The 25957-nt window shown below is 72.0% G+C and carries 25 protein-coding genes and 1 riboswitch; of the genes, 17 read left to right on the top strand and 8 right to left on the bottom strand.

Annotated elements, in window-relative coordinates:
* Nucleotides 1-106: 106 nt before the first annotated feature.
* The 12 genes from ABGB01_RS32120 (at nucleotide 107) to ABGB01_RS32065 (ending at nucleotide 14005) form a co-directional block, all read left to right on the top strand.
* Nucleotides 107-1711, top strand: a complete 1605-nt coding sequence (locus ABGB01_RS32120; RefSeq protein WP_347777243.1) for a histidine kinase — start codon at nucleotides 107-109, stop codon at nucleotides 1709-1711.
* Nucleotides 1708-2385 carry a response regulator transcription factor gene (locus ABGB01_RS32115; protein ID WP_347777242.1) on the top strand — a complete coding sequence of 226 codons (678 nt, stop codon included), beginning with the start codon at nucleotides 1708-1710 and terminating at the stop codon, nucleotides 2383-2385. Before ABGB01_RS32120 ends, ABGB01_RS32115 begins: the two co-directional genes overlap by 4 nt.
* 86 nt (nucleotides 2386-2471) lie before the next feature.
* Entirely contained in the window at nucleotides 2472-3059 is a 588-nt protein-coding gene (locus ABGB01_RS32110; RefSeq protein ID WP_347777241.1) for a phosphoribosylanthranilate isomerase, read from the top strand.
* Nucleotides 3059-3880 (top strand): GNAT family N-acetyltransferase, encoded by an 822-nt coding sequence (locus ABGB01_RS32105; protein ID WP_347777240.1) that lies wholly within the window; start codon nucleotides 3059-3061, stop codon nucleotides 3878-3880. Before ABGB01_RS32110 ends, ABGB01_RS32105 begins: the two co-directional genes overlap by 1 nt.
* Nucleotides 3881-3976: 96 nt before the next feature.
* The gene (locus ABGB01_RS32100; protein WP_347777239.1) at nucleotides 3977-4558 is read left to right on the top strand and encodes a CDP-alcohol phosphatidyltransferase family protein; all 582 of its coding nucleotides are present in this window, start codon (nucleotides 3977-3979) and stop codon (nucleotides 4556-4558) included.
* 4 nt (nucleotides 4559-4562) lie between these two features.
* The gene (locus ABGB01_RS32095; protein WP_347777238.1) at nucleotides 4563-7067 is read left to right on the top strand and encodes a mannose-1-phosphate guanyltransferase; all 2505 of its coding nucleotides are present in this window, start codon (nucleotides 4563-4565) and stop codon (nucleotides 7065-7067) included.
* Nucleotides 7068-7335: 268 nt separating this feature from the next.
* The gene (locus ABGB01_RS32090; protein WP_132603765.1) at nucleotides 7336-7848 is read left to right on the top strand and encodes an FHA domain-containing protein; all 513 of its coding nucleotides are present in this window, start codon (nucleotides 7336-7338) and stop codon (nucleotides 7846-7848) included.
* A 67-nt stretch (nucleotides 7849-7915) separates the two neighbouring features.
* Nucleotides 7916-8575 (top strand): MerR family transcriptional regulator, encoded by a 660-nt coding sequence (locus ABGB01_RS32085; protein WP_347777237.1) that lies wholly within the window; start codon nucleotides 7916-7918, stop codon nucleotides 8573-8575.
* Between the two features lie 132 nt (nucleotides 8576-8707).
* Nucleotides 8708-9178 (top strand): bifunctional nuclease family protein, encoded by a 471-nt coding sequence (locus ABGB01_RS32080; RefSeq protein ID WP_090771501.1) that lies wholly within the window; start codon nucleotides 8708-8710, stop codon nucleotides 9176-9178.
* A 147-nt stretch (nucleotides 9179-9325) separates the two neighbouring features.
* The gene (locus ABGB01_RS32075; RefSeq protein WP_132507171.1) at nucleotides 9326-9946 is read left to right on the top strand and encodes a MerR family transcriptional regulator; all 621 of its coding nucleotides are present in this window, start codon (nucleotides 9326-9328) and stop codon (nucleotides 9944-9946) included.
* Nucleotides 9947-10004: 58 nt separating this feature from the next.
* A riboswitch (glycine riboswitch) is annotated at nucleotides 10005-10103 on the top strand.
* 179 nt (nucleotides 10104-10282) lie between these two features.
* On the top strand, nucleotides 10283-13114 hold the full coding sequence (gene gcvP / locus ABGB01_RS32070; RefSeq protein WP_347777236.1) for an aminomethyl-transferring glycine dehydrogenase: 2832 nt from the start codon (nucleotides 10283-10285) through the stop codon (nucleotides 13112-13114).
* Between the two features lie 93 nt (nucleotides 13115-13207).
* A complete protein-coding gene (locus ABGB01_RS32065) occupies nucleotides 13208-14005 on the top strand; it encodes a tetratricopeptide repeat protein (RefSeq protein ID WP_347777235.1) in 798 nt (265 codons plus the stop codon).
* Between the two features lie 111 nt (nucleotides 14006-14116).
* Here the strand turns inward: ABGB01_RS32065 and ABGB01_RS32060 are convergent, their stop codons facing one another.
* Complete coding sequence (locus tag ABGB01_RS32060; RefSeq protein ID WP_347777234.1) at nucleotides 14117-14464, bottom strand: hypothetical protein; 348 nt, start codon at nucleotides 14462-14464, stop codon at nucleotides 14117-14119.
* Nucleotides 14465-14545: 81 nt separating this feature from the next.
* On the opposite strand from ABGB01_RS32060, the gene ABGB01_RS32055 reads away from it, so the two are divergent.
* Nucleotides 14546-15217: an alpha/beta family hydrolase gene (locus ABGB01_RS32055; protein WP_347777233.1), complete on the top strand. Its 672-nt coding sequence runs from the start codon at nucleotides 14546-14548 to the stop codon at nucleotides 15215-15217.
* Here ABGB01_RS32055 and ABGB01_RS32050 read toward each other — a convergent pair.
* Both ABGB01_RS32050 and ABGB01_RS32045 read right to left on the bottom strand, forming a co-directional pair.
* Nucleotides 15184-15381 (bottom strand): DUF5999 family protein, encoded by a 198-nt coding sequence (locus tag ABGB01_RS32050; protein ID WP_132341476.1) that lies wholly within the window; start codon nucleotides 15379-15381, stop codon nucleotides 15184-15186. The genes ABGB01_RS32055 and ABGB01_RS32050 overlap by 34 nt on opposite strands.
* Nucleotides 15382-15581: 200 nt before the next feature.
* Nucleotides 15582-16142, bottom strand: a complete 561-nt coding sequence (locus tag ABGB01_RS32045) for a TetR/AcrR family transcriptional regulator C-terminal domain-containing protein (protein WP_347619402.1) — start codon at nucleotides 16140-16142, stop codon at nucleotides 15582-15584.
* Nucleotides 16143-16256: 114 nt separating this feature from the next.
* Between ABGB01_RS32045 and ABGB01_RS32040 the strand changes: the two genes are divergently transcribed.
* Nucleotides 16257-16655: a hypothetical protein gene (locus ABGB01_RS32040; RefSeq protein ID WP_347777232.1), complete on the top strand. Its 399-nt coding sequence runs from the start codon at nucleotides 16257-16259 to the stop codon at nucleotides 16653-16655.
* Between the two features lie 63 nt (nucleotides 16656-16718).
* On the opposite strand, the gene ABGB01_RS32035 is transcribed toward ABGB01_RS32040, so the two are convergent.
* From ABGB01_RS32035 to ABGB01_RS32025, 3 genes are all read right to left on the bottom strand, one after another.
* On the bottom strand, nucleotides 16719-18065 hold the full coding sequence (locus ABGB01_RS32035; protein ID WP_347777231.1) for an RNA polymerase sigma factor: 1347 nt from the start codon (nucleotides 18063-18065) through the stop codon (nucleotides 16719-16721).
* A 181-nt stretch (nucleotides 18066-18246) separates the two neighbouring features.
* On the bottom strand, nucleotides 18247-18585 hold the full coding sequence (locus ABGB01_RS32030) for a hypothetical protein (protein ID WP_347777230.1): 339 nt from the start codon (nucleotides 18583-18585) through the stop codon (nucleotides 18247-18249).
* 43 nt (nucleotides 18586-18628) lie between these two features.
* The gene (locus tag ABGB01_RS32025; protein ID WP_347777229.1) at nucleotides 18629-19729 is read right to left on the bottom strand and encodes an AMP-binding protein; all 1101 of its coding nucleotides are present in this window, start codon (nucleotides 19727-19729) and stop codon (nucleotides 18629-18631) included.
* Nucleotides 19730-19837: 108 nt separating this feature from the next.
* On the opposite strand from ABGB01_RS32025, the gene ABGB01_RS32020 reads away from it, so the two are divergent.
* Together ABGB01_RS32020 and menD are read left to right on the top strand one after the other, a co-directional pair.
* Nucleotides 19838-20782 carry an o-succinylbenzoate synthase gene (locus ABGB01_RS32020; RefSeq protein ID WP_347777255.1) on the top strand — a complete coding sequence of 315 codons (945 nt, stop codon included), beginning with the start codon at nucleotides 19838-19840 and terminating at the stop codon, nucleotides 20780-20782.
* Nucleotides 20779-22440 carry a 2-succinyl-5-enolpyruvyl-6-hydroxy-3-cyclohexene-1-carboxylic-acid synthase gene (gene menD / locus ABGB01_RS32015; RefSeq protein ID WP_347777228.1) on the top strand — a complete coding sequence of 554 codons (1662 nt, stop codon included), beginning with the start codon at nucleotides 20779-20781 and terminating at the stop codon, nucleotides 22438-22440. The genes ABGB01_RS32020 and menD overlap by 4 nt, the downstream gene beginning before the upstream one ends.
* Here menD and ABGB01_RS32010 read toward each other — a convergent pair.
* Together ABGB01_RS32010 and ABGB01_RS32005 are read right to left on the bottom strand one after the other, a co-directional pair.
* A complete protein-coding gene (locus tag ABGB01_RS32010; RefSeq protein WP_347777254.1) occupies nucleotides 22437-23330 on the bottom strand; it encodes a 5'-3' exonuclease in 894 nt (297 codons plus the stop codon). The two genes, menD and ABGB01_RS32010, sit on opposite strands and share 4 nt — an antisense overlap.
* 31 nt (nucleotides 23331-23361) lie before the next feature.
* Nucleotides 23362-24582, bottom strand: coding sequence for a SpoIIE family protein phosphatase (locus ABGB01_RS32005; RefSeq protein WP_347777227.1), 1221 nt, complete (start codon nucleotides 24580-24582; stop codon nucleotides 23362-23364).
* A gap of 170 nt (nucleotides 24583-24752) precedes the next feature.
* Here ABGB01_RS32005 and ABGB01_RS32000 point away from each other — a divergent pair, with 170 nt between their 5' ends.
* A complete protein-coding gene (locus tag ABGB01_RS32000; protein WP_347777226.1) occupies nucleotides 24753-25838 on the top strand; it encodes a Xaa-Pro peptidase family protein in 1086 nt (361 codons plus the stop codon).
* Nucleotides 25839-25957: the final 119 nt, after the last annotated feature.

The raw sequence follows: 25957 nt of genomic DNA, 5'->3' as shown, positions 1-25957 counted from the left end.
TTGGTGGGTCGCTCCCTCCTCCGGGCGGATGTGCGGCCAGGAGGAGGAGGCGGAGCCGTCCACGGGAAGGATCGGCCTTCCACGCTGGGCGGATACGGTTGTGCGCATGCGCTGGCGCGGTGTCCCTCTCGATGTCCTGCTCGCCGTCTCCGGCGTGGGCCTCGACCTGCTGACGACGGCGCACGCGGGCGACACCGAGTTCCTGCCCGCCGAGATGAACCTCCCGATGGCGCTGCTGGCGGGCCTGCCCATGGGGCTCGTCCGGCACCGGCCGGTGACCGTCACCTTCTTCCTGGCCGCGCTGCTCATGGTGACCGACCAGATCGGCTCGTTCACCTCCAACACCGCGCAGATCCTCATCTGCGTCGCGCTCGGCGTGGCGGGGCACCGCTCCGGCCTGCGGGCCACCACCGCGGCCGTGGCCGTCACGATCGTCGCCACCGCGTGCAACATCGCCGACCCCGGCTTCGCGCCGACCGCCAACACCTGGATGTACTCCGTCCTCTTGCCGGTCTTCCCCGCCGTGCTCGGCGCCTACCTGCGCAGCACGGCGGGGCGGCTGGAGCAGCGCGACGTGACGCCCGACGCGCTGCTCGCCGCCGGAGGGGTCGCCATCACCGTGCTCAGCACGTGGAGCTCCTGGCACCTGGGCACGCAGCCCGTCTGGGTGGTGGGGCTGCTGGCCGTTGTGGGCGGCCTGTCGCTGGGCATCGCCAGGCGGCTGCCGGGACTGGTGTTCCTGCTCCAGGGCGTGCTGCTCGTCTCCGCCGACACGTACCTGAACAACACGGTCAACACCTGCGTGATCCTCACTCTGACCGCGATCGGCGTGTTCTCCATGCGGGTGGGGTCGTGGGCCTGGGTCGCGGCCGCCTACCTGACCGGCTGCCTGCTCACCGCGATCGCCGTGGTCGGCCACGAGACCGAGATCACCCCGTTCCGCGCCGGCGTGCTGATGACGCTGGTGGCAACGCCGATCGCGATCGGCCGCTACCTCGGGATGCGGCAGGCCGCCCTGGCCGCGGAACGGCTGCGCGCCGAGGAGTCCGCCCGCGCGGCCGTCGCGCAGGTGCGGGCCGACCAGCTGGCCGAACGCGAGCGCATCGCCCGCGACGTGCACGACATCGTCGCCCACCACGTCGGCGCCATGGTGCTGCGCGCCGGCGCCGCCCGCTACGCCGCGCCCGACGGCCCCGTCGCCGACGCGCTCACCGACATCCGCGACGCCGGCCACCAGGTGCTGCAGGACCTGCGCGAGCTGCTCGACCTGCTGCGCGACCCCGACAGGCAGCCCGGCCTGCTGGCCAACCCCGCCGACGTCATCCGAGAGTCGGCCGACCGCATGGCCGCCGCCGGCCTCGACGTCGAGCTCGAGCTCGACCCGGCCGCCGACCGCACCCCGCTCATAGCCCGTGCCTCCGCTGCCCGTATCGTCCAGGAAGGACTCACGAACGTGCTCAAACACGCCGGACCAGGCACGCAGGTCCGCGTCAGCGTCACCCCGTCAGGCGACGGGCTCTCCGTTGAGGTCCGCAACGGCCGGCCGCCCACCGACATCGAGCGGCTGCCCTCCTCCGGGCGTGGACTGGCCGGCATGCGCGAACGCGTCCGCGCCCTCGGCGGCACCCTGTCCGCCGGCCCCGACGGCGAGGGCGGCTGGCTCCTGGCCGCCCGCCTGCCCGCACGCCTGTCCCAGGGGAGCATCGCGTGATCCGCGTGCTGATCGCCGACGACCAGGCGCTCGTCCGCGCGGGCGTGCGCATGCTGCTGCAGGCCGCGGGCGACATGGAGGTGGTCGGCGAGGCCGTCGACGGCGCCGAGGCGGTGCGGCTGGCCGAACGTCACCTGCCCGACGTGATCCTCATGGACCTGCGCATGCCCAAGGTCGACGGCCTGGAGGCGATCAAACGCGTGCTCAGGGCCCGTCCGGGGGTGAGGATCGTGGTGCTGACGACGTTCGCCGAGGACGCCAACGTCTACGCCGCCCTGCGGGCCGGCGCGGTCGGGTTCCTGGTCAAGGACGACGATCCCGAGCGCATGGTGGACGCCGTGCGCCGTGCGGCGGCCGGGGAGCAACTGCTGGCGCCGTCGGTGTTGCGCAGGGTCGTGGAGCGGTTCCTGGCCGCGGGGGAGGAGCACGTCGCGCCCGCCCCGCCCGCCGGGCTGACCGAGCGGGAGGTCGAGGTGCTCGCCCTGGTGGGGGCGGGTCTGTCCAACGCGGAGATCGCCGAGGAGCTGTACGTGGGCGTCACCACCGTCAAGACCCACATCGCGGCGGCGATGGACAAGCTGGGCCTGCGCAACCGTATCCAGGCCGCCGTCGTCGCCCACCGCACCGGCCTGGTCGACGCCTCCTTCCGTCCCGTACGCCCGCCCCGCGGCTGAGCGCTGCCGGGTCGCCCCTCCCACGGTCCTGACCGTGGGAGGGGCGCGGTCGCCGGAGGGCGGCCGCCGCCGCTAAGGTCGGGGGTGTGTACGTGAAGATCTGCGGGCTGAGCGAGCCCGAGCACGTCGCCGCCGCCGTCGAGGCGGGGGCCGACGCCATCGGGCTGGTCATGACCCGCAGCCCCCGCAGGATCACCGTCGAGCGGGCGGCCGCGCTGGCCGCGCTCGTTCCCGCCCACGTGCTCACCGTCGGGGTGTTCCGGGGCGAAGACCCCGAGACGGTGCGCGCGGCCGCGCTGGCCTCCGGGGTGCGGGCCGTGCAGCTGCACGGCAGGCATCCGCACGGCGACTTCACCGCCCTGAAGGACCTCGGCGTGCGCCTGGTCAGGGCCGTCGACGCGGAGGCCGACCTGCGGTGCGGCGCCTTCGACGAGGATCTGCTCATCGTCGACGCGCCACACGCCGGATCCGGCCTGCCCTGGGAGTGGGCGGCCGTGCGTGGCAGGCCGTCCGGCCGGTGGTTGCTGGCGGGCGGCCTCGCCCCGGCCAACGTCGCCGACGCGATCGCGGCCGCCGAGCCGTGGGGGGTCGACGTGTCCAGCGGCGTGGAGACGTCGCCCGGGGTGAAGGACCCGGCTCTCATCAGGGCGTTCCTGACGGCCGTGCGCGGCTGATGGACGGACTCGCCGACGCCGCCGCGCCGGGAGACCTGGCCCGTGCCATCGGCTTCACCCACGCCTTCGCCCGGCGCAGGGCGCCCGTCGAGGTGCCGGTCCCTGGCGGGTTCGCGGTGCTGGACGACCGCTTCCCCGGCTCCTACGACGACAACAAGCTGATCGTCTGGTCCGGCGACCCGGATGCGGATGAGCTGTTGCGGGCGGCGGACGACGTGCTCGCCGAGCGGGCCCACCGGCTGGTGTGCGTGGACGACGACCGGCTCGGCACCACCCTGGCGCCCGCTTTCGCCGCCGCCGGCTACGAGCACGAGACCAATCTGGTCATGGCCTACCGCGGCGGGATCCCCCACGACCCGCCCGCGGCCGACCGGCTGGAACTGCCGGAGCTGCTGCCCGTGCTGCGCCGCGACTGGCGCCAGGTGCTGCCGCAGGCGCCCGACGATGTGATCGACGGGCTCGCCCGGCGCGTGGAGCGCCGGCTGCGCGGGGCGGGCACGGCGGGCACGGCGGGCACGGCGGGCATGGTGGGTTTCCGCGGGGTCCGCGCCGGCGACGGGGAGGACGGAGGGGCCGGAGAGATCGCCGCCAGGGCCGACCTGTACGTCGACGGCGGGGTCGCCCAGATCGAGAGCGTCTTCACCGGCGAGCAGCACCGGGGCAGGGGCCACGCGCGGGCCCTGATGACCGCGCTGCTCGCGGAGGCGGCGGAGGCCGAGCTGATCTTCCTGGTGGCCGATGCGGCCGACTGGCCGAAGGACTTCTACGGCCGGCTCGGTTTCGAACCCCTCGGTTCCACTCACGCCTTCCTCCGCGTCTGACGGCCCTCGGAGTGCCGTCGAGGGCGCGAGGGCCCGCCAGGAAGGGAGTTCGGTCGGGACCGCTGCGGTGGAGTTCCACGCAGTAGGGTCTCCTGCGTGAGCGATACTTCCGCCGAGGACCGGATCTGGACGATTCCTAACCTGCTGAGCTTCCTGCGCCTCCTGGGCGTCCCCGTGTTCCTCTGGCTGGTTCTGGGGCCCAAGGCGGACGGGTGGGCCATCGGGATCCTCGCGGTCGCCGGGTTCACGGACTGGCTCGACGGAAAGATCGCCCGGGCGTTCAACCAGACGAGCAGGCTGGGCCGGATCATCGACCCGGCCGCGGACAAGCTCTACGTCTTCGCCACCATCTTCGCGCTGCTGCTGCGCGACGTCATCCCGTGGTGGCTGGTGGCGATCATCGTCGGTCGCGAACTCTTCGTCGCGTGTTCCTTCCCCGTACTTCGCAAACATGGCTATAAGGCACTTCAGGTGCACTTTCTCGGCAAGGCCGCCATGTTCAATCTCATGTACGCCTTCCCCCTCCTCTTCCTTGCCTCCCACTCTGGGTGGTATGCCGATATAGCCCGGATTGTCGGGTGGGCGTTCGCCCTATGGGGAACGGGCCTGTACTGGTGGGCGGGGGTGTTGTATGTGGTACAGGTGCGCCAGCTCGTAATCTCGGCCAAGAAGGAGTGATCGGGTGAAGGCGGTCGTCATGGCGGGCGGGGAGGGCACTCGGCTGCGTCCGATGACCGCCAACCAGCCCAAGCCCCTGCTCCCCGTGGCCAACCGCCCGATCATGGAGCACGTCCTGCGCCTGCTCAAGCGGCACGGCATCACCGAGACGGTGGTCACCGTCCAGTTCCTGGCCGCACTCGTACGCACCTACTTCGGCGACGGCGACGAGCTCGGCATGAACCTCCAGTACGCCACCGAGGACCTGCCCCTCGGCACCGCGGGCAGCGTCAAGAACGCCGCCGACCGCCTCCGCGACGACCGTTTCCTGGTCATCTCCGGCGACGCGCTGACGGATATCGATTTAACGGACATGATCCGATTCCATCGCGAGAATGCCGCCCTGGTGACCATCGGGCTGAAACGCGTACCGAATCCGCTCGAGTTCGGCATCATCATCGTCGACGACGAGGGCAGGGTGCAGCGTTTCCTGGAGAAGCCCACCTGGGGACAGGTCTTCTCCGACACCGTGAACACCGGCGTCTACGTCATGGAACCCGAGGTCCTCGACGCCGTGGCCACCGGTGAGCCCGTCGACTGGTCCTCCGACGTCTTTCCCGCGCTCCTCGCCAGCGGCGCGGCCATCTACGGCTACGTGGCCGACGGCTACTGGGAGGACGTCGGCACCCACGAAAGCTATCTCAAGGCCCACGCCGACGCCCTGTCCGGCAGGGTCGCGGTGGACATCGGCGGCTTCGAGCTCTCGCCGGGCGTCTGGGTCGCCGACTCCGCCGCGGTCGACCCGGACACCGTGCTCAAGGGCCCGCTGCTCATCGGCGACTACGCCAAGGTCGAGGCGGGGGCCGAGCTGCGCGAATACACCGTGCTCGGCAACAACGTCGTCGTCCGCGAGGGCGCCTTCCTGCACCGCGCGGTCGTCCACGACAACGTCTATCTCGGCCCCGGCGCCCACCTGCGGGGCTGCGTCATCGGCAAGAGCACTGACGTGATGTCCGGCGCCCGCATCGAGGAGAACTCCGTCATCGGCGACGAATGCGTCATCGAGGCGGAGGCGTACGTCTCCAGCGGCGTCCGGGTCTACCCGTTCAAGACGATCGAGGCCGGCGCGGTCGTCAACACCAGTGTCATCTGGGAGTCGCGCGGCCAGCGCAACCTCTTCGGCCCGAGGGGCGTCAGCGGCCTGGTCAACGTCGAGATCACCGCCGAGCTGTGCGTCCGCCTGGCCAGCGCGTACGCCACCACCCTCAGGAAGGGCGAGCACGTCGTCACCTCGCGCGACTGCTCCCTGGCCGCCAGGGCGCTCAAGCGGGCCGTCATCGGCGCGTTGACCGCCGGCGCGATCAACGTGCTCGATCTGGAGGCGGCCCCGCTGCCGGTGGCCCGCTTCCACACCGCCAGGGGCTCGGCGGCGGGCGGGATCGCGCTGCGCACCACGCCGGGCGACCCGCAGAGCGTGGACATCGTCATCATGGACGACCGCGGCGCCGACCTGCCCCCGGCCGCCCAGCGCAAGCTGGAGCGGGTCTTCTCCCGCCAGGAGTTCCGCCGCGCCTTCCCCGGGGAGATCGCGGAGCTCGCCTACCCGGCCAGGGCCGTCGAGGACTACACCCACGAACTGCTGCGGCACGCCGGCGTGACCGGGGTCAAGGACATGAAGGTCGTCGTCGACTGCGCGGGAGGCACCTCCTCGCTGGTGCTGCCCACGCTGCTCGGCCGGGTCGGCGTCGAGGTGCTCACCGTCAACGCCCGCCTCGACGACGTCTCGCCCACCGAGACGCTCGCCGGCCGGCGGCGTGACCTGCAACGCCTGTCGGAGCTGGTCAGCTCTTCGCGGGCCGCCTTCGGCGTCAGGTTCGACCCGGTCGGCGAGCGCATCGCCCTGGTCGACGAGATGGGCCAGCTCATCAGCGAGGAACGCGCGCTGCTCGTCGTGCTCGACCTCGTGGCCGCCGAACGCAGGAGCGGCCGGGTGGCCCTGCCCGTCACCACGACCAGGGTCGCCGAGCAGGTGTGCCGCTTCCACGGCGTGCAGGTGCAGTGGACGTCCACCGCGCTCGACGCCCTCACCTCGGCCGCCGCCGGCCCCGACATGATCTTCGCGGCCGACGGGCGCGGCGGCTTCGTGGTGCCGGAGTTCAGTCCCGCGATCGACGGGCTGGCCGCGTTCCTGCGCCTGCTCGGCCTGGTCGCCCGCACCCGCTTGTCGCTCAGCCAGATCGACGCGAGGATCCCCGAGGTGAAGCTGCTCAGGCGGACGGTGCCGACGCCGTGGGCGGCCAAGGGCGCCGTGATGCGCTCGGTCATCGAGGCGGCCGAGGCCGAGCCGGAGGGCCGCCGCATCGACACCACCGACGGGGTGCGGGTGGCCCGCGACGACGGCAGCTGGGTGCTGGTGTTGCCGGCCGCGGCAGAGCCCGTCACCGACCTGTGGGCCGAGGCCTCCGACGTGGACGGCGCGCAGGCGCTGCTCGAACGCTGGGCCCGCATCGTGGAACAGGCCGCCACGTGACGCCGCGGCCGGCGGGCGCGAGAACGGCCGAGCCGCGATGTGCGCGGACGGTCCCGCAAGATCGTAATGTAGAAACGCGCGGCGGCATGGACCGCAGGGCGGGGGCGACGGTAACTTTGTCTGCGTCCTGACCACAGTCCAGCGCCCCCGTCTTGACCTTTGCCGCTGATCAGCGTAAGTTGCGGCATTCGCAAACTTGAAAAAGCGAAGCGAGGCGCGCTCCAGAGCACCGTCGCCGCGTCTTCGCGGTAGGAGGCCGAGCCGATCGATGCCGAGCGTCTACTGCACGCAGTGCGGGCACGCCAACCCCGAGGATGCCCGTTTCTGTTCCCGCTGTGGGTCACCGCTGACCAGACTCGAGGTCTCCGGGGACACCACATCGACGATCTCGGTGGCGGGAATCGAGGCGTATGAGGCTGAGACAGGCGACATGCTCCTGGCCGAGCGGGCGCTGGTCGAGCAGCTGCCGCCCGGCGCGGCACTGCTCACGGTGACCAGGGGGCCCAACCAGGGCAGTCGCTTCCGGCTCGACAAGGACCTGACCACGACCGGGCGCCATCCGGAGAGTGACATCTTCCTCGACGACATCACCGTCTCCCGCCGCCACGTCGAGTTCTACCGCCACCGCGGCGGCCAGTTCTCCGTGCGCGACGTGGGCAGCCTCAACGGCACCTACGTCAACAGGGAGCGGATCGAGGAGGTTCCCCTGCACTCCGGCGACGAGGTGCAGATCGGCAAGTTCCGCCTTGTCTTCCTGATGCGGGGCAGCTCCGGGGCATGAGGGGGCGAAGCGGGCGACCGGCGTACGCCGTCTCGTGCGTGACCATGCGGCAAGGGGAGGAGCGCGCATGACGTCGCAGGCGGCACGCTCGCACATGAGCATCGGGGAGGTGCTCGCGCTCCTGCAGGGCGAGTTCCCCGATGTCACCATCTCCAAGATCCGTTTCCTGGAGGGGGAAGGGCTGATCGAGCCGGAGCGCAGCCCGTCCGGCTACCGCAAGTTCACGCACCTGCACGTGGAGCAGCTGCGCTTCATCCTCACCGAGCAGCGCGACCACTACCTGCCGTTGCGGGTGATCAAGGACAAGATGGCGGAGGGCTTCGGCCGCCCGCGCGCCCTCCAGGACAACGACAAGCAGGAGATCAGGCTCAGCCGCGCCGAGCTGATCGAGGCCGCGAGCATCGACGAGGAGACCCTTGCCGAGCTTGAGGATTACGACCTGCTCGCCCCGGTGGCCCGTCGCTACGACGAGGAGGCGCTCGCGGTGGCGCGCACCGTCGGCGCGCTGGCCCGCTTCGGCCTGCGCGCCCGGCACCTGCGCGCGGTCAAAGCGGCGGCCGAGCGCGAGTGCGGCCTGGTCGAGCAGACCGTCGCCCCGATACTCAAGCGGCGCGCCCCCGGCGCCATCGGCGAGGCCGACGAGGTGGCCAGGGAGCTTTCCGCGCTCCTGCTCGACCTGCACGCATCCCTTGTGCGCACGGGCGTCCGGTCCGTGCTGGGGCGCTGAGAGCCCGGCGAGCTGGGAGGCGGGGGCACATTCCAGGCCCGCCGGGTGTTACGTTGAAATGCAGAAGCCAGTCAGCAGAAGCAACGACCAAATAGCTGTGCCGGGTCACCGGTCAGGAATACGGAGCAGCCCGTGTTGCAGATGGAGGTTGTGGGCGTTCGGGTTGAAATGCCCACAAATCAGCCGATCGTCCTGCTGAAGGAGGCACACGGGGAGCGGTTCCTTCCTATATGGATTGGCATGACGGAAGCCACGGCCATCGCCCTGGCCCAGGCAGAGGAGCCTCCGCCGCGGCCGCTCACCCACGACCTCTTCCGTGACGTGCTGAGCGCGCTGGGCGTAGGCCTGCGGGCGGTCAACATCGTCGCCCTGCGTGACGGCATCTTCTTCGCCGACCTGGTGTTCTCCAACGGCGTGGAGGTGAGCGCGCGGCCGTCCGACTCGATCGCGCTCGCCCTGCGCACCGGGGCGCGCATCTTCGCCAGCGAAGAGGTCGTCCAGGAGGCCGGGGTGATCATCCCGGACGACCAGGAAGACGAGGTGGAGAAGTTCAGGGAGTTTCTTGACACGATCACTCCCGAGGACTTCGGCCGGGCGGGGTAGGTATTTCAGTGCATTTACGCTTCACGACGCGCCGAGCCGGATCGTTGACTGAGCATGGTCGCGGTCCTACGGTGCAAGTGAAACCCGTGGCCGCGCTTCACGTACCCCCAGATCAGGCCGCGGGATGAGAGAAAGCCGGAGGTCCGCGTGGCGGTCAGCAGCGGCGAGGGAAAGACGGCCGGCCAGGAAGATCCGGTGCGGCGCGAAAGCGCGCGGCAGCGTGCCGGGGAGCAGGGTCTGCTCTTCGACGAACAGCCCGCGGCGCTGCCGGGCGACATCGGATACCGCGGGCCGACGGCATGCTCGGCGGCCGGCATCACCTATCGGCAGCTCGACTACTGGGCGCGCACGGGCCTCGTCGAGCCCACGATAAGAGCCGCGCAGGGCTCAGGCTCCCAGCGTCTCTACAGCTTCCGCGACATCCTGGTCCTCAAGGTCGTCAAGCGGCTCCTCGACACCGGGGTGTCGTTGCAGCAGATCCGCACGGCCGTGCAACATCTGCGTGACCGCGGGGTCGCCGACCTCGCGCAGATCACGCTCATGAGCGACGGCGTCAGCGTCTACGAGTGCACCTCGGCCGACGAGGTGATCGACCTGCTCCAGGGCGGGCAGGGCGTGTTCGGCATCGCGCTCGGCCGGGTCTGGCGCGAGGTCGAGGGCTCCCTCGCGGAGCTGCCGGGGGAACGCGCGGCGGTCGAGGACACCGTCCCGGCCGACCATCCCGCTGACGAACTCGCCCGTAGGCGCCGCGCCCGCCGCACGGGGTGAGTACGGCTCCTGGCAGCCGTACGAATCGGGCGTAGTAACCTGAGGGCAGCAAGGCCGACGACCCCGTGCGGGAGAGTCCCCGGGCCTCTGGGCTCCGGGGCGCCGAAGGAGCAACCCTCCCCGGAATCTCTCAGGCATCCCGTACCGCTCGGGCGAGGCAACTCTGGAAAGCAGGCGCACCCGCCAGGCGCGCCTCACCGACGGTGCAAGCCCCACCGGGGGTGAAGCTCTCAGGTCGCGGCCCCGCGCTTGTCCCGGGCCCGCGCTGACAGAGGGGGAGATCCGGCACACGCCCGCGCCCTGGCGCCGGTCTCCACAGCCTCGGGAGGCATCTCCATGACCGATCTGTCCGCCCCGCCGTTCTCGTCCCGGCACATCGGCCCCTCCGAGCCCGATCAGCAGCGCATGCTCGAGGCCGTGGGCTTCGAGTCCGTGGCGGACCTGGTGGCCGTCGCCGTCCCCGAGTCCATCAGGGCCAAGGACCGGCTCACGCTGCCCGCCCCCGCCGGCGAGGCCGAGGCCATCGCCGAGCTGCGCGCCCTGGCCGATCGCAACCAGGTGCTGACCTCGATGATCGGGCTGGGCTACCACGACACGGTCACGCCCGCCGTCATCCGCCGCAACCTGCTGGAGAACCCGGGCTGGTACACCGCCTACACCCCCTACCAGCCGGAGATCTCGCAGGGCCGCCTCGAGGCGCTGCTCAACTTCCAGACCGTCGTCTCCGACCTCACCGGCCTGCCGGTGTCGGGCGCCTCGCTCCTCGACGAGGCGACCGCCGTGGCCGAGGCCATGACGCTGGCCCGCCGGGCGGGCAAGTCCAAGAGCGCCGTGTTCGTGGTCGACGCCGACGCGCTGCCCCAGACCAAGGCCGTCCTCGCCACCAGGGCAGAGCCGCTCGGCATCACGCTCGTGGAGCACTCCCTCGACGGCGAGCTGCCCGAGTGCTTCGGCGTGCTCGTGCAGTACCCCGGCGCGTCCGGCCGGCTGCGTGACTTCCGCGCCGTGTCCGCCGCCGCGCACGAGGCGGGCGCCCTCGTCGTGGCCGCCGCGGACCTGCTGGCGCTGACGCTCGTGGCCGCCCCCGGCGAGCTGGGCGCCGACATCGCCGTGGGCTCCTCGCAGCGGTTCGGGGTGCCCTTCGGGTTCGGCGGGCCGCACGCCGCCTACATGTCCGTACGCGAGGGCCTGCAGCGGCAGCTGCCCGGCCGCCTGGTCGGCGTCTCCGTCGACGCCGACGGCGACCCCGCCTACCGCCTGGCCCTGCAGACCCGCGAGCAGCACATCCGCCGCGAGAAAGCCACCAGCAACATCTGCACCGCGCAGGTCCTGCTCGCCGTCATCGCGAGCATGTACGCCGTCTACCACGGCCCGGACGGCCTGCGCCGCATCGCCCACCGGGTGCACCGCCACGCCGCCGCCCTGGCCGAAGGGCTGCGCCGGGCGGGCGTGGAGGTCGTGCACGCGGAGTTCTTCGACACCGTGCTCGTGCGCGTGCCAGGGCGCGCGTCCGCCGTGGTCGCCGCGGCCGCCGAGCGGGGCGTCAACCTCTGGCAGGTGGACGCCGACCACGTCTCGATCGCCTGCGACGAGAAGACCGGAGCCGCCGACCTGGCCACGGTGCAGGCCGCGTTCGGAGTCACGACCACCTCCACCGACGTCGAGGGCGCCGCAGACGCGCTGCCCGCCTCGCTGCTGCGCGAGTCCGCCTACCTGACCCACCCGGTCTTCCACGACCACCGCTCCGAGACCGCGATGCTGCGCTACCTGCGCCGGCTGCAGGACAAGGACATCGCACTCGACCGGTCCATGATCCCGCTGGGCTCCTGCACGATGAAGCTCAACGCGACCACCGAGATGGAGCCGATCACCTGGCCGGAGTTCGCCGCCGTCCACCCCTACGCACCCGCCGCCCAGGCCGAGGGCTACCTCGAGCTGATCGGCACGCTGGAGCGCTGGCTGGCCGAGGTGACCGGCTACGACGCCGTCTCCATCCAGCCCAACGCCGGCTCCCAGGGCGAGTTCGCCGGGCTGCTGGCCATCCGCGCCTACCACCACGCGGGCGGTGACAGCGGGCGGGACGTCTGCCTCATCCCCTCCTCGGCCCACGGCACCAACGCCGCCAGCGCCGTCATGGCCGGCATGCGGGTCGTGGTCGTGGCCTGCGACTCCGAGGGGAACGTCGACCTGGCCGACCTCGACGCCAAGATCGCCAAGCACCGCGACGCGCTCGCCGCGATCATGGTGACCTACCCGTCGACGCACGGCGTCTACGAAGAGACCATCACCGAGATCTGCGCCAAGGTGCACCAGGCCGGCGGCCAGGTCTACGTCGACGGTGCCAACCTCAACGCGCTGGTCGGGCTGGCCAAGCCCGGGGAGTTCGGGGCCGACGTGTCCCACCTCAACCTGCACAAGACGTTCTGCATCCCGCACGGCGGAGGCGGCCCCGGCGTCGGCCCCGTCGCGGTCCGCGGCCACCTGGCGCCCTACCTGCCCGGCCACCCGCTGCGTGACGGCTCGCCGGTGGGGCCCGTCTCCGCGGCGCCCTACGGGTCGGCCGGGATCCTGCCGATCTCGTGGGCGTACATCCGGATGATGGGCTCCGACGGGCTCACGGCGGCCACCGAGCAGGCCATCCTGTCGGCCAACTACCTCGCCAAGCGGCTGGCGCCCCACTTCCCGGTGCTCTACACCGGACGCGGCGGGCTGGTGGCCCACGAGTGCATCATCGACCTGCGCCAGATCACCAAGGAGACCGGCGTCACCGTGGACGACGTGGCCAAGCGCCTCATCGACTACGGCTTCCACGCGCCCACCATGTCGTTCCCCGTCGCCGGGACGCTCATGATCGAGCCGACCGAGAGCGAGGACCTCGGCGAGCTCGACCGGTTCGCCGACGCGATGATCGCCATCAGGGGCGAGATCGCCAAGGTGGCGTCCGGCGACTACGACAAGAGCGACAACCCCCTGCGCAACGCGCCGCACACCGCGGAGTCGGTCAGCGCCGACGAGTGGCACCACCCGTACACGCGGACCGAGGCCGCCTACCCGCTGCCGTCGCTGCGCGACGGCAAATACTGGGTGCCGGTGCGCCGCATCGATCAGGCCTACGGCGACCGCAACCTGGTGTGCTCGTGCCCCCCGCTGGAGGCGTACGAGGACTAGTCACCGGGAGGGTCAGACCTTCGGCGTCAACCGGGCAGACATGATCGCCGGAAGTCGTTAGGCTCAGGGCGACCGTCGCCAGAAGGAGCTCTCTTGACGTCCTCAGAGCTGGAGACCCCGCCTCTCGACACCGCCCGGCGTCTGGCCGAACGCGGCGACCTCGACGGCGCCGCCGCCATCCTCAGCGAGCTCGCCGCCGACCCCGACGAGCCCGACAGGGCTCAGGCCGCCGTCGGGCTGGCCGTGGTGCTGGAGGAGCGTGGCGACGTCGAGGCCGCCAGGGCCGCCGCCAGGACCGCCCTGGCGACGGGGCACCCCGAATACGCTTCGCAGGCCGCCTGCCACCTGGCCCAGGGCTTCGAGCGGGAAGGGCGGGCCGAGCAGGCCAGGGCCGCCTGGCAGGCCGTGCTGGGGGTCGGGGCGGCCGCGTACGTCCCGCTGGCCCATCTCGCGCTGGCCCGGCTGGCCGTGCGGGCGCTGGACCTGGAGGAGGCGGAGCGGGAGCTGCGGGCCGCGATGGAGGCCCGCGACGGCGAGGTCGCCGCGCGAGCCGCGCAGGAGCTGGCCGACCTGCTGATGGAGCACGGAGAGCCCGGGGCGGCGGCTGAGCTCCTCCTGGACGCCCTGGAGGCCGTGCCCGAGGAGGAGACGCCGGGGCTGCGGGTCCGGCTCGGCATCGCGCACCTGGAGCTGGCCTGCGCGGAGTTCGCGGAGACCGTGGAGGGAGGCGCAGACGCGCAGACGAGCGCGCTGGCCATCGAGCTGCTCGCCCGCACCCTGCCCCTGCGCGGGCGCGACGACGACGCGGGGCGGGTCTGGTCGTACGGGCTGGAGCACGCCGACGAGACGCTGGCCGCGGAGGTCAGGCTCCGCTACCAGCGCGACACCTGACGCCCGGGGGTTCCAGTGTGCGTGACGCCCTGACCCGTGCCACCGAGGCGCTCCTCCCGGGCATGCCCGCGGGATGGCGGAGGTGCTCCCGTCCCCTCCGCCGGGCGGAGGTCAGCCGCGGCGCATGATGGCCGCCGCGGCGGCCACGTTGATGACGACGATGGCCAGCCACGTGATGATCAGCCCCACCAGCCCGGCGTTGGCCACTCCGATGCCCGTCAGCGGGATGCCCAGGGCCATCGAGCCCAGCGCGACCGGGATCATCGCCGCGCCCGGCGTGGACTTCTTGTGCGGCGGGGGCCCGTGGCGGTCGAGTTCGGCCCGCACCCGGGCGGCGATGGTGGCCTCGAGGCGCTCGGTGAACGAGTCGACGAGCGCGGCCTCGTAGTCGGGTCCGAGATCGCGGCGGGCGTCGAGCGTGGCCTGAAGGTCTTCCCTGATGGGGCGCTGGTCCGGCATAAGGTCATCATCCATCCCGGATGTGGTGTCGTCATCCGACCTGAGGGCTAGCGTGTCATCCTCCCCAGGTACGGTGCTGGCATGGAGGTGATGACCCCGCGCGGGCCCGCGCTCGTGGAGATCGACGAGGTGCCGGGGGCGCGGCTGCTGCTGGTCCTGACCCACGGTTCGGCCGGGGGAGTGGACGCTCCCGATCTGCTGGCCGTGCGCGACGCCGCCATGGGCGTGGGAGCCAGCGTGGCGCGGGTGACGCAGGCGTTCAGGCTGGCGGGGGCGCGGGCGCCCGGCTCGCCGGCGAGGCAGGACGAGGCGTGGGAGATCGTGCTGTCCGAGCTGCGCGCGCGCCTGCCGGGGCTGCCCCTCGTGCAGGGCGGGCGGAGCAACGGGGCTCGGGTGGCGTGCCGTACGGCGAAGGCGGTCGGCGCGGAGGCGGTGGTGGCGCTGGCCTTTCCGCTGCATCCGCCGGGGAAGCCGGAGCGTTCCCGGGCCGGGGAGCTACGCGGCGCCGGGGTGGACGTGCTGGTCGTGAACGGCGATCGTGACCCCTTCGGAGTGCCGGACGCCGCGGATGCCGCGCGCCTGGTGGTGCTGCCGGGAGAGGGCCATGACCTGAAAAAGGACCCCGCCCGGGTGGGCGAGGTCGTGGCGGAGTGGATCACCCGCTATGGCGGGCCGCCACGGCAGGGCAACACCGGCCGGCGGCGCCGCCCGCGTGTGGCTCAGGCCGCGCCCACCAGCGGATCGGGCCGATGAGGTGCGATGACGGTGCCGCTGGGCAGCAGCTCGCCGGTGTCCTCGAACAGGACGACCCCGTTGCAGAGCAGGCTCCACCCCTGCTCGGGGTGGCAGGCGAGGGTGCGTGCCGCCTCGCGGTCAGGCGCCTCGGCATCCGGACAGGCCGGGTCGTGCGGGCACATCGGCGTGCCTCCGATATCTCGTGTGATGCTCCCGTTCTGGAGGGGCGGGAGCCGGCTCGGGTTGTTGTCCTGGCAAGTGTGCGACTGTGTCACGCGTTCCGACATAGCCCGTTCGGGCTGTTACAGGAGGATCCCTGGTGCGTGTGACCTTCGACACAGCGTGCCTTATGCAGGATAACCGGCCAAGCGTGACACGCGCATCACGTTTGCAATCCCTTGAGAAGAGCGTCGAGCCCGCGCTCGAAGTCGATATCGGCTCTTTCATCCCGTCTGACCCATTCATCGACGTCCGGGTCGGCCCAGCCTGACTGCTGCACCTCGACGGCGACGCTGCCGAAGACGAAGGCCCGCAGCGTGCGCACGGCCTCGGCGGCGTCCGGGAGGCCCGCGTCGGCGAGCTGCTCGGTCTGCTCCTTGACGGCGACCGCCGTCGCGCCCTTGGGGGGCTTGGTGAGGGCCAGGGCCAGCACGCCGGGATGCTCGCGCAGCGCCTCCCTGCTCGCCCGGCACCAGGCCCTGGCCGTCTCCTGCCAGGTGGAGCGCTGCTCGACGTGGATGGCGGTGACGTGCTCGGCCAGCGCGTCCATCAGCGCTTCCTTGCCCCGGGGCAGGTGGTGATAGATGGCCATCGCCTCCACCTGCAGGGCGTCGCCCAGGCGGCGCATGGTGAGCCGGCGCAGGCCCTGACCGTCGGCGATGTGGAGTGCGGCCTCGATGATGCGCTCGCGGGAGAGGGGGACGGGTGGTCGCTTGGCGGGCATGGAGATCATCTTACTATGTAAAGGCGCTCGCTCCGGGCCGATTTCCGCACGTGTCGCGTAACGGCGTACGCTAAGCGTCGGAACGAATGGCGACAGCGTGAAGGGGCCGAGTCGATGGCGTTTTTCCGTCCGCGGGTGAGCCGGGAGGCCGAGGTTCGCTTCCACGCGGACCAGGAGATCTCCAGGGGCTTCCCCGAGCTGCTCGAGAAGGCCCGCGAGGCCGAGCGGACGCTGCGCGAGCTGCAGGCCTCGGCGGCCGACGAGATCGAGCTGCTGGCCGCAGGCCAGGCCCTCGACCGGGCGCTGACCGACGCGCTGCGGGCCGCGGAGGCGGGGCAGCGGGCCACGTTCGGGGTGAAGGCCTACGACGACCGGATCGCGCGCCGCAAGGCCAAGGCGACCCCCGCGGGGGCCATGTGGACGGCCGAGGTCGAGCGCCTGCGCACGCTGCGCGAGGACAACCGGATGTGGGGCATCCCGCGGGTGCCGCGCCCGGTGCCCGCCACCGTCTGAGCGCCGGTCACCAGGCGTCCAGGAAACGAGAGCCCCGGCACGTGGTGTGCCGGGGCTCCCTTGTCAGCTGGCCCAGTCGAGCAGCGGGCGGGTGTTGCTCGGGTGGCGCAGCTTGGACAGCGACTCCTTCTCCAGCTGGCGGATCCGCTCCCGGGTCAGCCCCAGGTGCCTGCCGATCTCGTCCAGCGTGTGCGGCTTGCCGTCCACCAGGCCGAAACGCAGTGCCATGATCTTCGACTCGCGCGGTGAGAGGTTGTCGAGCACGCCGCGCAGCTGGTCGCCCAGCAGCTGGCGGTCGACGATCTCCGACGCCTCGGGGGAGTCGACGTCCTCGATGAGGTCGCCGATGGTGGTCTCGCCGTCCTCGCCGATCGTCGCGTTCAGCGAGATCGGCTGGCGGCTGGTGCGCAGCAGCTCCTCGATCTGGTCCGGGGTCTTGTCCAGCTCGACCGCCAGTTCCTCGGGGGTGGGCTCGCGTCCCAGGCGCTGGTGCATGTCACGCTCGATGCGCGACAGCTTGGACAACATCTCCAGCACGTGCACCGGCAGCCGGATCGTCCGCGCCGAGTCGGCGAAGCCGCGCTGGATGGCCTGCCTGATCCACCACATGGCGTACGTCGAGAACTTGAAGCCCTTGGTGTAGTCGAACTTCTCCACCGCCCTGATGAGCCCCAGGTTGCCTTCCTGGACCACGTCGAGCAGCGACATGCCGCGGTCGGTGTACTTCTTGGCCACCGACACGACCAGGCGCAGGTTGGCCTCCAGCATGTGGTCCTTGGCCTGCTTGCCGTCCTCGACGACCATGCGCAGGTCGTCCCGCGCGGCGGGCGGCAGATCGGGCTGGGACTCGAGCTTGTACTCGGCGTACAGGCCGGCCTCGATCCGCCTGGCCAGCTCGACCTCCTGTGCCGCGGTGAGCAACGTGCGGCGGCCGATGGACTTCAGATAGGTGTGCACCGAGTCGCCCATGACCGACTGGGCGTCGTCGAGGTCGACGGAGTCGCCGTCGTCCTCGGCGCTCAGCTCGATCTCCTCCGGCAGGTCCTCCTCGTGCTCCGGCTTGGGCTCCGGAGGGACGACGGACTTCGCGTCCGCCGGGGAAAGGGTTTTTGCCTCGGCTGCCTTGCGGCCGGTAGTCTTGGCCCGCGAAGGCTTCTTGGGGGTCGCTGCTTTCTTCTGGGTGGTCTTTCCGGGAGTGGCGGTCGTGCTGAGAGACGGCTCGTTCTCGGCGGCCAGGCTCACGCCGGCCTCTGACAGCTCCCGCAATATCGTGCGGCCCTCAGAGGGGCTGATCCCGGCTTCGCCGAACGCGTCCCGCAGCTCCGCCAGAGATAGGTGACCCTGGGCTCGCCCTCGTTCGAGCAGCTGGTCGAGAGACACGGGCGGGGTCGCCAAGGCGGTTCTGGGCATGAGGACACCTCCTCCGTACGGAGTAGAAGCGATCAGGCAGGTTGTGGTGGGGCGGCTTCGTCGTCCGCACGGCGCACCAGTATCAATAACGCCAATCGCCGCCATTTGTTCCCTGTGCGGACGAATGTCATGAAAAAGGGGCGGATCGCGCGTTTCGGCGGACCACCCCTCGGTTCGCTCGCTAGTCGCCCACCTCGATCGAGACCTCGGGCATCGGCATGGGATCGGCGTCTTCCATGCGCTCGCCGGTCCAGTATTCGATGACCTGGCCGGGATCGGGGTTGACCTCGCGGGAGACGACGACGTCGTCGCCGGTGGGGTCGCCGGTGGGGTCGCCGGTGGGGTCGGACGTGGAGGTATCTGGCCGGCCGGACGGCGACGCCTGCTCCACCACGGCCCTGGTCTCCTCGTCGACCTGCGAGAGCTTGCCCGCCGAGGCGGCCGCCGCGATGGAGGCGCCTCCGACCACGATCACGCCGACGACGGCGACGGATGCCCACATCTTGCGGGTCTGGTCCATGAAGGCTCCCTCCCTTTCCCCGGTTTGACGCAGCCGCAACTCATCAGGTTCCTGCCCTCAACCGCACAAGGTCGGTCTTTCCGTTCGGCAACAGCGGCAGCCGGAGCTCCAGGCGCAGCTCGCGCGGGGCGGCATAGGGGGGAAGCCTATCGCGGCAGTATGCCGTTAATTGTTCAAGCGTGGGGGGTGTGTCGGGGTTGGCGGGAACGACGACGGCCGTGACCCGCTCGCCCCATTCGGGGTCGGGCGTGCCGAACACGGCGGCGTCGGCCACCTCGGGATGCGTGCACAACACGGCGGTCACGGCGCCGGCCACGACCTTCTCGCCGCCGGTGTTGATGACGTCGTCGGCGCGGCCCAGCACGCGCAGGCGGCCCCCGGTCAGCTCGCCGAGGTCGGAGGTGACGAACCAGCCGTCCTCGAGCGGGGCCGGCCCGCCGAAACGGTAGCCCGAGAACAACACGGGGCCGGCGATCCTGATCAGGCCGTCGTCGCCGACCTTGAGATCTACATTGTAAAAGGGCTGGCCGTCGTAGACGCAGCCACCGCACGTCTCGCTCATCCCGTACGTCGTCACCAGCCGCGCCCCGAGATCCCTGGCCTGCTCCAGCAGCCCGGGCCGGGGCGCCGCACCACCGAGCAGGATCGTGCGGAAGACCGACAGGTCCGCGCCCAGCCCGACGAGCCGGTGCAGCTGGGTGGGCACCAGGGAGACGTGGTCGGCGCCGGAGGCGAGGACCGCGCGCGGGTCGAACGACGGGTGGATGATCGGCTCGCTCTCGGACAGCAGGGCGCGTACGAGCACCTGCAGCCCCGAGACGTGGGAGACGGGCAGGCAGCACAACCAGCGCTCGCCCTTGGAGGCCTCGACGCGGCGCAGGGAGGCCGCCGCCGAGCTGCGCAGGGCCGTGGCCGAGAGCAGCACCCCCTTGGGGGCGCCGGTGCTGCCACTGGTGGCGATGACGACCGCCACGTCGCCCGGCACGCCTTCGCCGCCGGTCTGGAGGGCTCCGTCGACGTGGGTGGGGCGCAGGGCCGCCAGCGCAGCCTCGGAGTGGCCGGGCGGCAGGGGGAGGACGGCCGGGCCGTCGCCCGCGAGCGCGTCACGGATCGCCGCGAACAGGGCAGGTCCTGGAGGCTGCACAATGGCATGAAGCGGACGGTCCGGATGCGACGGGTTCCTCCACATGCTCGTAAGGTTAGTGGCGACAGGTCGGACAGATGTGCAGGGAGGGTCGTGACGCGTTCTCCCATGGCGCCCGAGCAGCGTGACCACCACGGGGTCCATGTCTTCCGCATCCCGATGCGCACGCGTTTTCGCGGGCAGACCGTCAGGGAAGGGGTCCTGCTCCAGGGTCCCGCCGGTTGGGGCGAGTTCTCCCCGTTTCCCGAATACGGCCCGCGCGAGTGCGCCCGCTGGCTGGCGTGCGCCCGCGAGGCGGCCTTCGAGGGCTGGCCCGAGCCGGTGCGCGACAGCGTGCCCGTCAACACGACCGTGCCCGCCGTCGATCCCGCGCGCGCTCACGACATGGTGCGCCGCTCCGGCTGCGGCACGGCGAAGGTGAAGGTGGCCGAGCGGGGCCAGACGTTCGATGACGACGTGGCCAGGGTGGAGGCCGTGCGCGACGCGCTCGGGCCGTCGGGCCGGCTGCGGGTCGACGTCAACGGCGCGTGGGAGGTCGGCGAGGCCGTGCAGCGGCTCAGACGCCTCGACCGGTTCGGCCTGGAATACGCCGAGCAGCCGTGCGCCACCCTCGATGAGCTGGCCGCGGTGCGGCGGGCGTGCGACGTGCCGATCGCGGCCGACGAGTCGATCCGCAGGGCGGAGGACCCGCTGCGGGTCAAGGCGGCGGAGGCGGCCGACATCGCGGTGGTCAAGGTGCAGCCGCTGGGCGGGGTGCGCGCGGCGTTGCGGGTGGTGGAGGCGTGCGGGCTGCCCGCGGTGGTCTCCAGCGCCGTCGAGACGTCGGTGGGGCTGGCCGCGGGGCTGGCGCTGGCCGCGGCGCTGCCGTCCCTGCCGTACGCGTGCGGGCTGGGCACGATGCCGCTGCTGTCGGGTGACGTCGTGGACGACTCGCTGGTGCCGGTGGACGGGCGGCTGGGCGTACGGCGTCCGACGGTGAATTATCAGCATTTGTCGGCATATGAAATCGACTCTCCCCAGTGGCTGAGCCGGATGCAGGAGGCGTCACGTTGAACCCCGCTACCGCGCTGGCCACGGTGCTGGTCGACGAGCTGGTGCGCTGCGGCCTGACCGACGTCGTGCTGGCCCCCGGCTCCCGCTCCGCGCCCCTGGCGCTGGCGCTGCACGCCGAGTCGCGGGTGCGCCTGCACGTGCGGATCGACGAGCGTTCCGCGTCCTACCTGGCGCTGGGGCTGGCCAGGCGCTCCGAGCGCCCGGTGGCGCTGATCTGCTCCTCCGGCACGGCCGTCGCCAACTTCCACCCGGCCGTGATCGAGGCGAGCGAGGCGGGCGTGCCGCTGCTGGTGCTCACCGCCGACCGCCCGCCCGAGCTGCGGGGCACCGGCGCCAACCAGACGATCGACCAGATCAAGCTGTACGGCGACGCCACCCGCTGGTTCGCCGAGGTCGGCGTGCCGGAGGACCGGCCGGGGCAGGTGGCCTACTGGCGGTCGCTGGCCTGCCGCGCCTACCAGCGGGCGTCGGGCCCGGCCGCGCCGGGGCCCGTCCACCTCAACCTGGCCTTCAGGGAACCGCTGATCCCCGACGGCGACACCGCGTGGTGCGAGCCGCTCGACGGCGGCGCCAACGGCCCCTGGGCGCGGGCCAGGGTCGCGCCTCCGCCGGTCGCCCTGCACCTCCCGCCGACCAGGCGCGGCGTGCTCGTGGTCGGCGACGGAGCCGCCAACGTGCGCCGCTACGTCGCCGCGGCCGGCATGGCGGGCTGGCCGGTGCTGTCGGAGCCGAACGGCGGCGGACGCTACGGCGACCACGCCGTCTCCACCTACCACTACCTGCTGGGCACGCCGGAGTTCGCCGACACGCACCTGCCCGACGTGGTGGTGACGCTGGGCCGTCCCGGGTTGTCGCGGCCGCTGCTGTCGTGGTTGCGGCGCGCGGGGGAGCACATCGTGGTGGCGCCCGACCTCGACCGCTGGCCCGACCCCACCAGGTCGGCCACTCAGGTGGCGCAGGCCGTGGAGATCCCGGTGGCCTCCGGCGACGACACGTGGCTGCACTCCTGGCGCCAGGCCGACGTCGCGGCCAGGACGGCGCTCGACGAGGTGCTCGACGTGTCGGGCACGAGCGAGCCCCGCCTGGCCAGAGACCTGGTCGACGCGCTGCCGAACGGAGCCCTGCTGTTCTGCGGGTCCTCGATGCCGATCCGCGATCTCGACCAGGCGATGCGGCCGCGGCGCGGCATCCGGCTGATGGCCAACAGGGGCGCCTCCGGCATTGACGGGCTGGTGTCGACGGCCATGGGGGCGGCGCTGGCGCACAACGGCCCGGCGTACGCGCTGATGGGCGACCTGTCGTTCCTGCACGATCAGAACGGTCTGATCCTCGGGCCCCGCGAGCCCCGGCCCGACCTGTGTTTCGTGGTCGTCAACAACGACGGCGGCGGCATCTTCTCGCTGCTGCCCCAGGCGGCGGTCCGCGACCCGTTCGAGCGGGTCTTCGGCACGCCGCACGGGGTGGACCTCGGTTATGTGGCGGCCGCGACCGGGACGCCGTACACGCTGGTGGGCGAGATCACCGAGTTGCCCAAGGCGCTGCGCGGCGAGGGGCCCCGCCTGGTCGAGGTGCGCACCGACCGCGAGGAGAACGTGCTCGTGCACGCCCGCCTGCGCGACGCCGCGCAGGCGGCCGTCCTGGCCCTGCTCGGGAGCTAGCCGCCCAGGGCGTCGAGCAGCCGGTTGAGCGGGCTGTCGAGCCCGTGGCGGTCGGCCAGGCGGACGAGCGCCTCGGGGTCGCGCGGCTTGGCCGGCAGGGTCAGGTCGGCGGCCGGCAGCGGCGCGCCGGAGGCGACCTCGACGACGGCGGGGGCGGCGCGCAGGTAGTCGCGGGCCGCGGCCAGGCGGGTGCGGCTGCCGGCGGGGAAACCGTCGGTGACGTCCGCGTCGAGGGCTTCGAGAAGGGCGTCGAGCGAGCCGAAGCGGGTGATGAGCGCCGCGGCGGTCTTGTCGCCGACGCCGGCGACGCCGGGCAGGCCGTCGCTGGGGTCGCCGCGCAGGGTCGCGAAGTCGGCGTAGGCACGCCCGGGGATGCCGTACTTGGCGGTGACGAACGCCTCGTCGACGATCTGCAGGTTGCGGATCCCGCGGGCGGTGTAGAGGACGCGTACGGGGCGCGCGTCGTCGACGAGCTGGAACAGGTCGCGGTCGCCGGTCACGATGTCGACGGCGCCCGCGGCCTGGTGGGTGAGCGTGCCGATCACGTCGTCGGCTTCGTAGCCCGGCGACTCCAGGCGGGCGATGCCGAGCGCGTCGAGCACCTCCTGGATGACCGCGATCTGCGGCACGAGCGCCTCCGGCACCTCCTCGGTGTCGCCGTGGGCGACCCTGTGCGCTTTGTACGTCGGGATCGCCGCCACCCGGAAAGCGGGCCGCCAGTCGGCGTCCATGGTGGCCGCCATCGCGGTGGGGGAGTGGCCGCGCACGAGGGTGGCGATCATGTCGATCAGGCCGCGTACGGCGTTGACGGGCGAGCCGTCCGGCCCCTTGACCGACTCGGGGACGCCGTAGAAGGCGCGGAAGTAGAGCGATGGGGTGTCCAGAAGCATGAGCACGCCTCTATCGTCGCACTCTCCCCGCTCACCCGGGCCGCTCCTCCTCGCGCGCGGGCACGCCGACGGCGAGCAGGCACGCGTCGTCCTCGGGGTTGGGGCCGCCGATGTCGGCCAGCAGGCGGTCGAGACCCGACTCCAGGTCGCGGACGGACACGTCGCGGGCGGCGGCCATGACCAGGTCGAGGCCGACGTCGATGTCGCGGGTGCGCCGCTCGACCAGCCCGTCGGTGAACATCAGCAGCAGGTCGCCGGGCAGCAGCCGGGTGGTCGCCGGCTCGTACGGGCCCGGCCAGCCGGCGCCGAGCAGCACACCTCGGGGCTGGGCGAGCCGGCTGGCCACGCCGTCGCGCACCAGGACGGGCGCCAGGTTGCCCGCCTGGCTCCAGGCGAGCACGCGCGTGTCGGGGTCGAGGTGGCCGACGATCGCGGTGGCGGTGGTGTCCTTCAGCTGGTGCATGACCAGCTCGTTGAGCCAGGCCAGCAGCCGGTGGGCGGGCCGGCCGGTCATGGCCAGGCCGACGAGGGCGTGGCGGAGCTGGGCCATGCGCGCGATGGCGGGCAGGCCGTGGCCGGAGACGTCGCCGACGGCCAGCAGCAGCCGGCCGTCGGGCGCGGGAGCGGCCTCGAACCAGTCGCCGCCCAGGTTGGCGGTCTTCTCCGCGGGCACGTAGCGCACGGCGATCCTGGCGTGCGGCAGGTCGAGGCGTCCGGCGGGACCGGGCAGGACGGCGTCGCGCATCGCGAGCATGACGTGGCGTTCCTCGGCGGCCTGCTCGCGGGCTTCGAGGAGCCGCCGGCGTGATTCGGAGACCATGCGTTCGGCGCGGCGGCGGCCGGTGATGTCCTGGATGACGCCGTGCATGCCCACGGGGCCGCCGGGCGTGGTCAGCGGCTCGAGGACGACCCGCAGGTCGCGCAGCTCGCCGGAGCCCGATCCGCGGCGGATGCGGAACTCGGCCTGCACCGGCTCGACGCCGCGCACCACCGACCACAGCAGGCGGTCGAGCGTGCCCATGTCGGCGGGTTCGACGAGCTCGGCCAGCTCCGGCAGCGGGATCGGGCCCAGGGCTGGGTCACGCCCGAAGATCACGTAGACCTGGTCGGACCAGATGGTCTCGCCGGTGTGCGGGTGCCACTCCGCCCAGCCCATGTTGCCCAGCCGCTGGGCGTGCGCCAGTCGTACGGCCAGCCGCTCGGCGTCGCTCTCATGCCCGAGCAGCCCGGCGGCGCCTATGACGTCGACCATGGGGTCTCACTCTCAAAGCGCAGTGGAACTGGACAATTGGCCTCACATTACGTGAGTGCCGTGGGGCGGAGCGTAGCGACGTCTTCCGGTGTTGTGAGAGCTTTTCGCGGATTTTAGGAGGTGCCGTCAGGAGTAGATTTGGGCCTGTGACGTCCTCAGATCTTTATCCCGTGTCCCGCCTTGCCGCCGTTCACGAGGCCACCGCCAAGGGCGGCCTCGACGCCCTGCTCCTCACTCCCGGTCCCGACCTGCGCTACGTCAGCGGCTACGACGCCAAGCCGCTGGAGCGGCTGACGTGCCTGGTGGTGCCCGCCTCCGGCGAGGCCTTCATGATGGTGCCACGGCTGGAGGCGCCGGCCGCCGAGGCGTCGCCCGCCGCGCGGCTGGGGCTGGAGTTCGTGGCGTGGGACGAGACCGACGACCCTTACGCGGTCGTGGCCGCGCGCCTGGGCCGGGTGGCCAGGGTGGGCCTGGCCGACCGCATGTGGGCCATGTCGTCGCTGCGTTTCCGTGAGGTGCTGCCGGACGCCGAGCAGGTGCTGGCCGGGAGCGTGCTGCGGGAGCTGCGCATGCGCAAGTCGCCGGCCGAGGTGGCGGCGCTGCGCGAGGCGGGTCGGGCCATCGACTCGGTGCACCGGCAGGTGCCGGAGTTCCTGCGGGCCGGGCGCACCGAGCGCGAGGTGGGCCGCGACATCGCCGAGGCGATCCTGGCCTCCGGGCACGCGACCGTCGACTTCGTCATCGTGGCCTCGGGCCCCAACGCCGCCAGCCCGCACCACGATGTCTCCGACCGGGTGATCGAGGCCGGGGAGCCGGTCGTGGTCGACATCGGCGGCCAGTTGCACAACGGCTACTGCTCCGACTCCACGCGCACCTACAGCGTGGGCGAGCCGCCCGCCGATTTCGCCGCCTACTACGAGGTGCTGCGCCGGGCCCAGGACGCGGCCTGCGCGGCGGTGCGGCCGGGGGTGCCGTGCGAGTCGATCGACGCCGCGGCCCGCGACCTGATCGCCGCGGCGGGCTACGGCGAGGCCTTCATCCACCGCACCGGCCACGGCATCGGCATCGAGACGCACGAGGAGCCCTACATCGTCGCCGGCAACGGCGAGGTGATGGAGCCAGGCTTCGCGTTCTCGGTCGAGCCGGGCATCTACCTGCAGGGGCGGCACGGCGCCAGGATCGAGGACATCGTGGTCTGCACCGAAAACGGCGGGGAACGGCTGAACACCACCCCGCGTGACCTGGTGATCGTCTAGACGCCCGTCCAGATTCCCGCGAATCGGTCGCCAGTCGTGACTCTACGACTCCTTTACGTGTGCTTAGGTATTCCTTTGACTTGTTGTGTGCCGGAGTGGAGTTGAAGGGTGTCAAGGTA

The organism is Nonomuraea sp. B5E05 (assembly GCF_039880665.1).
Lineage (GTDB): Bacteria > Actinomycetota > Actinomycetes > Streptosporangiales > Streptosporangiaceae > Nonomuraea.
The sequence above is the reverse complement of the archived record's forward strand: the minus strand, read 5'-3'. Positions and strand labels throughout refer to the sequence as shown.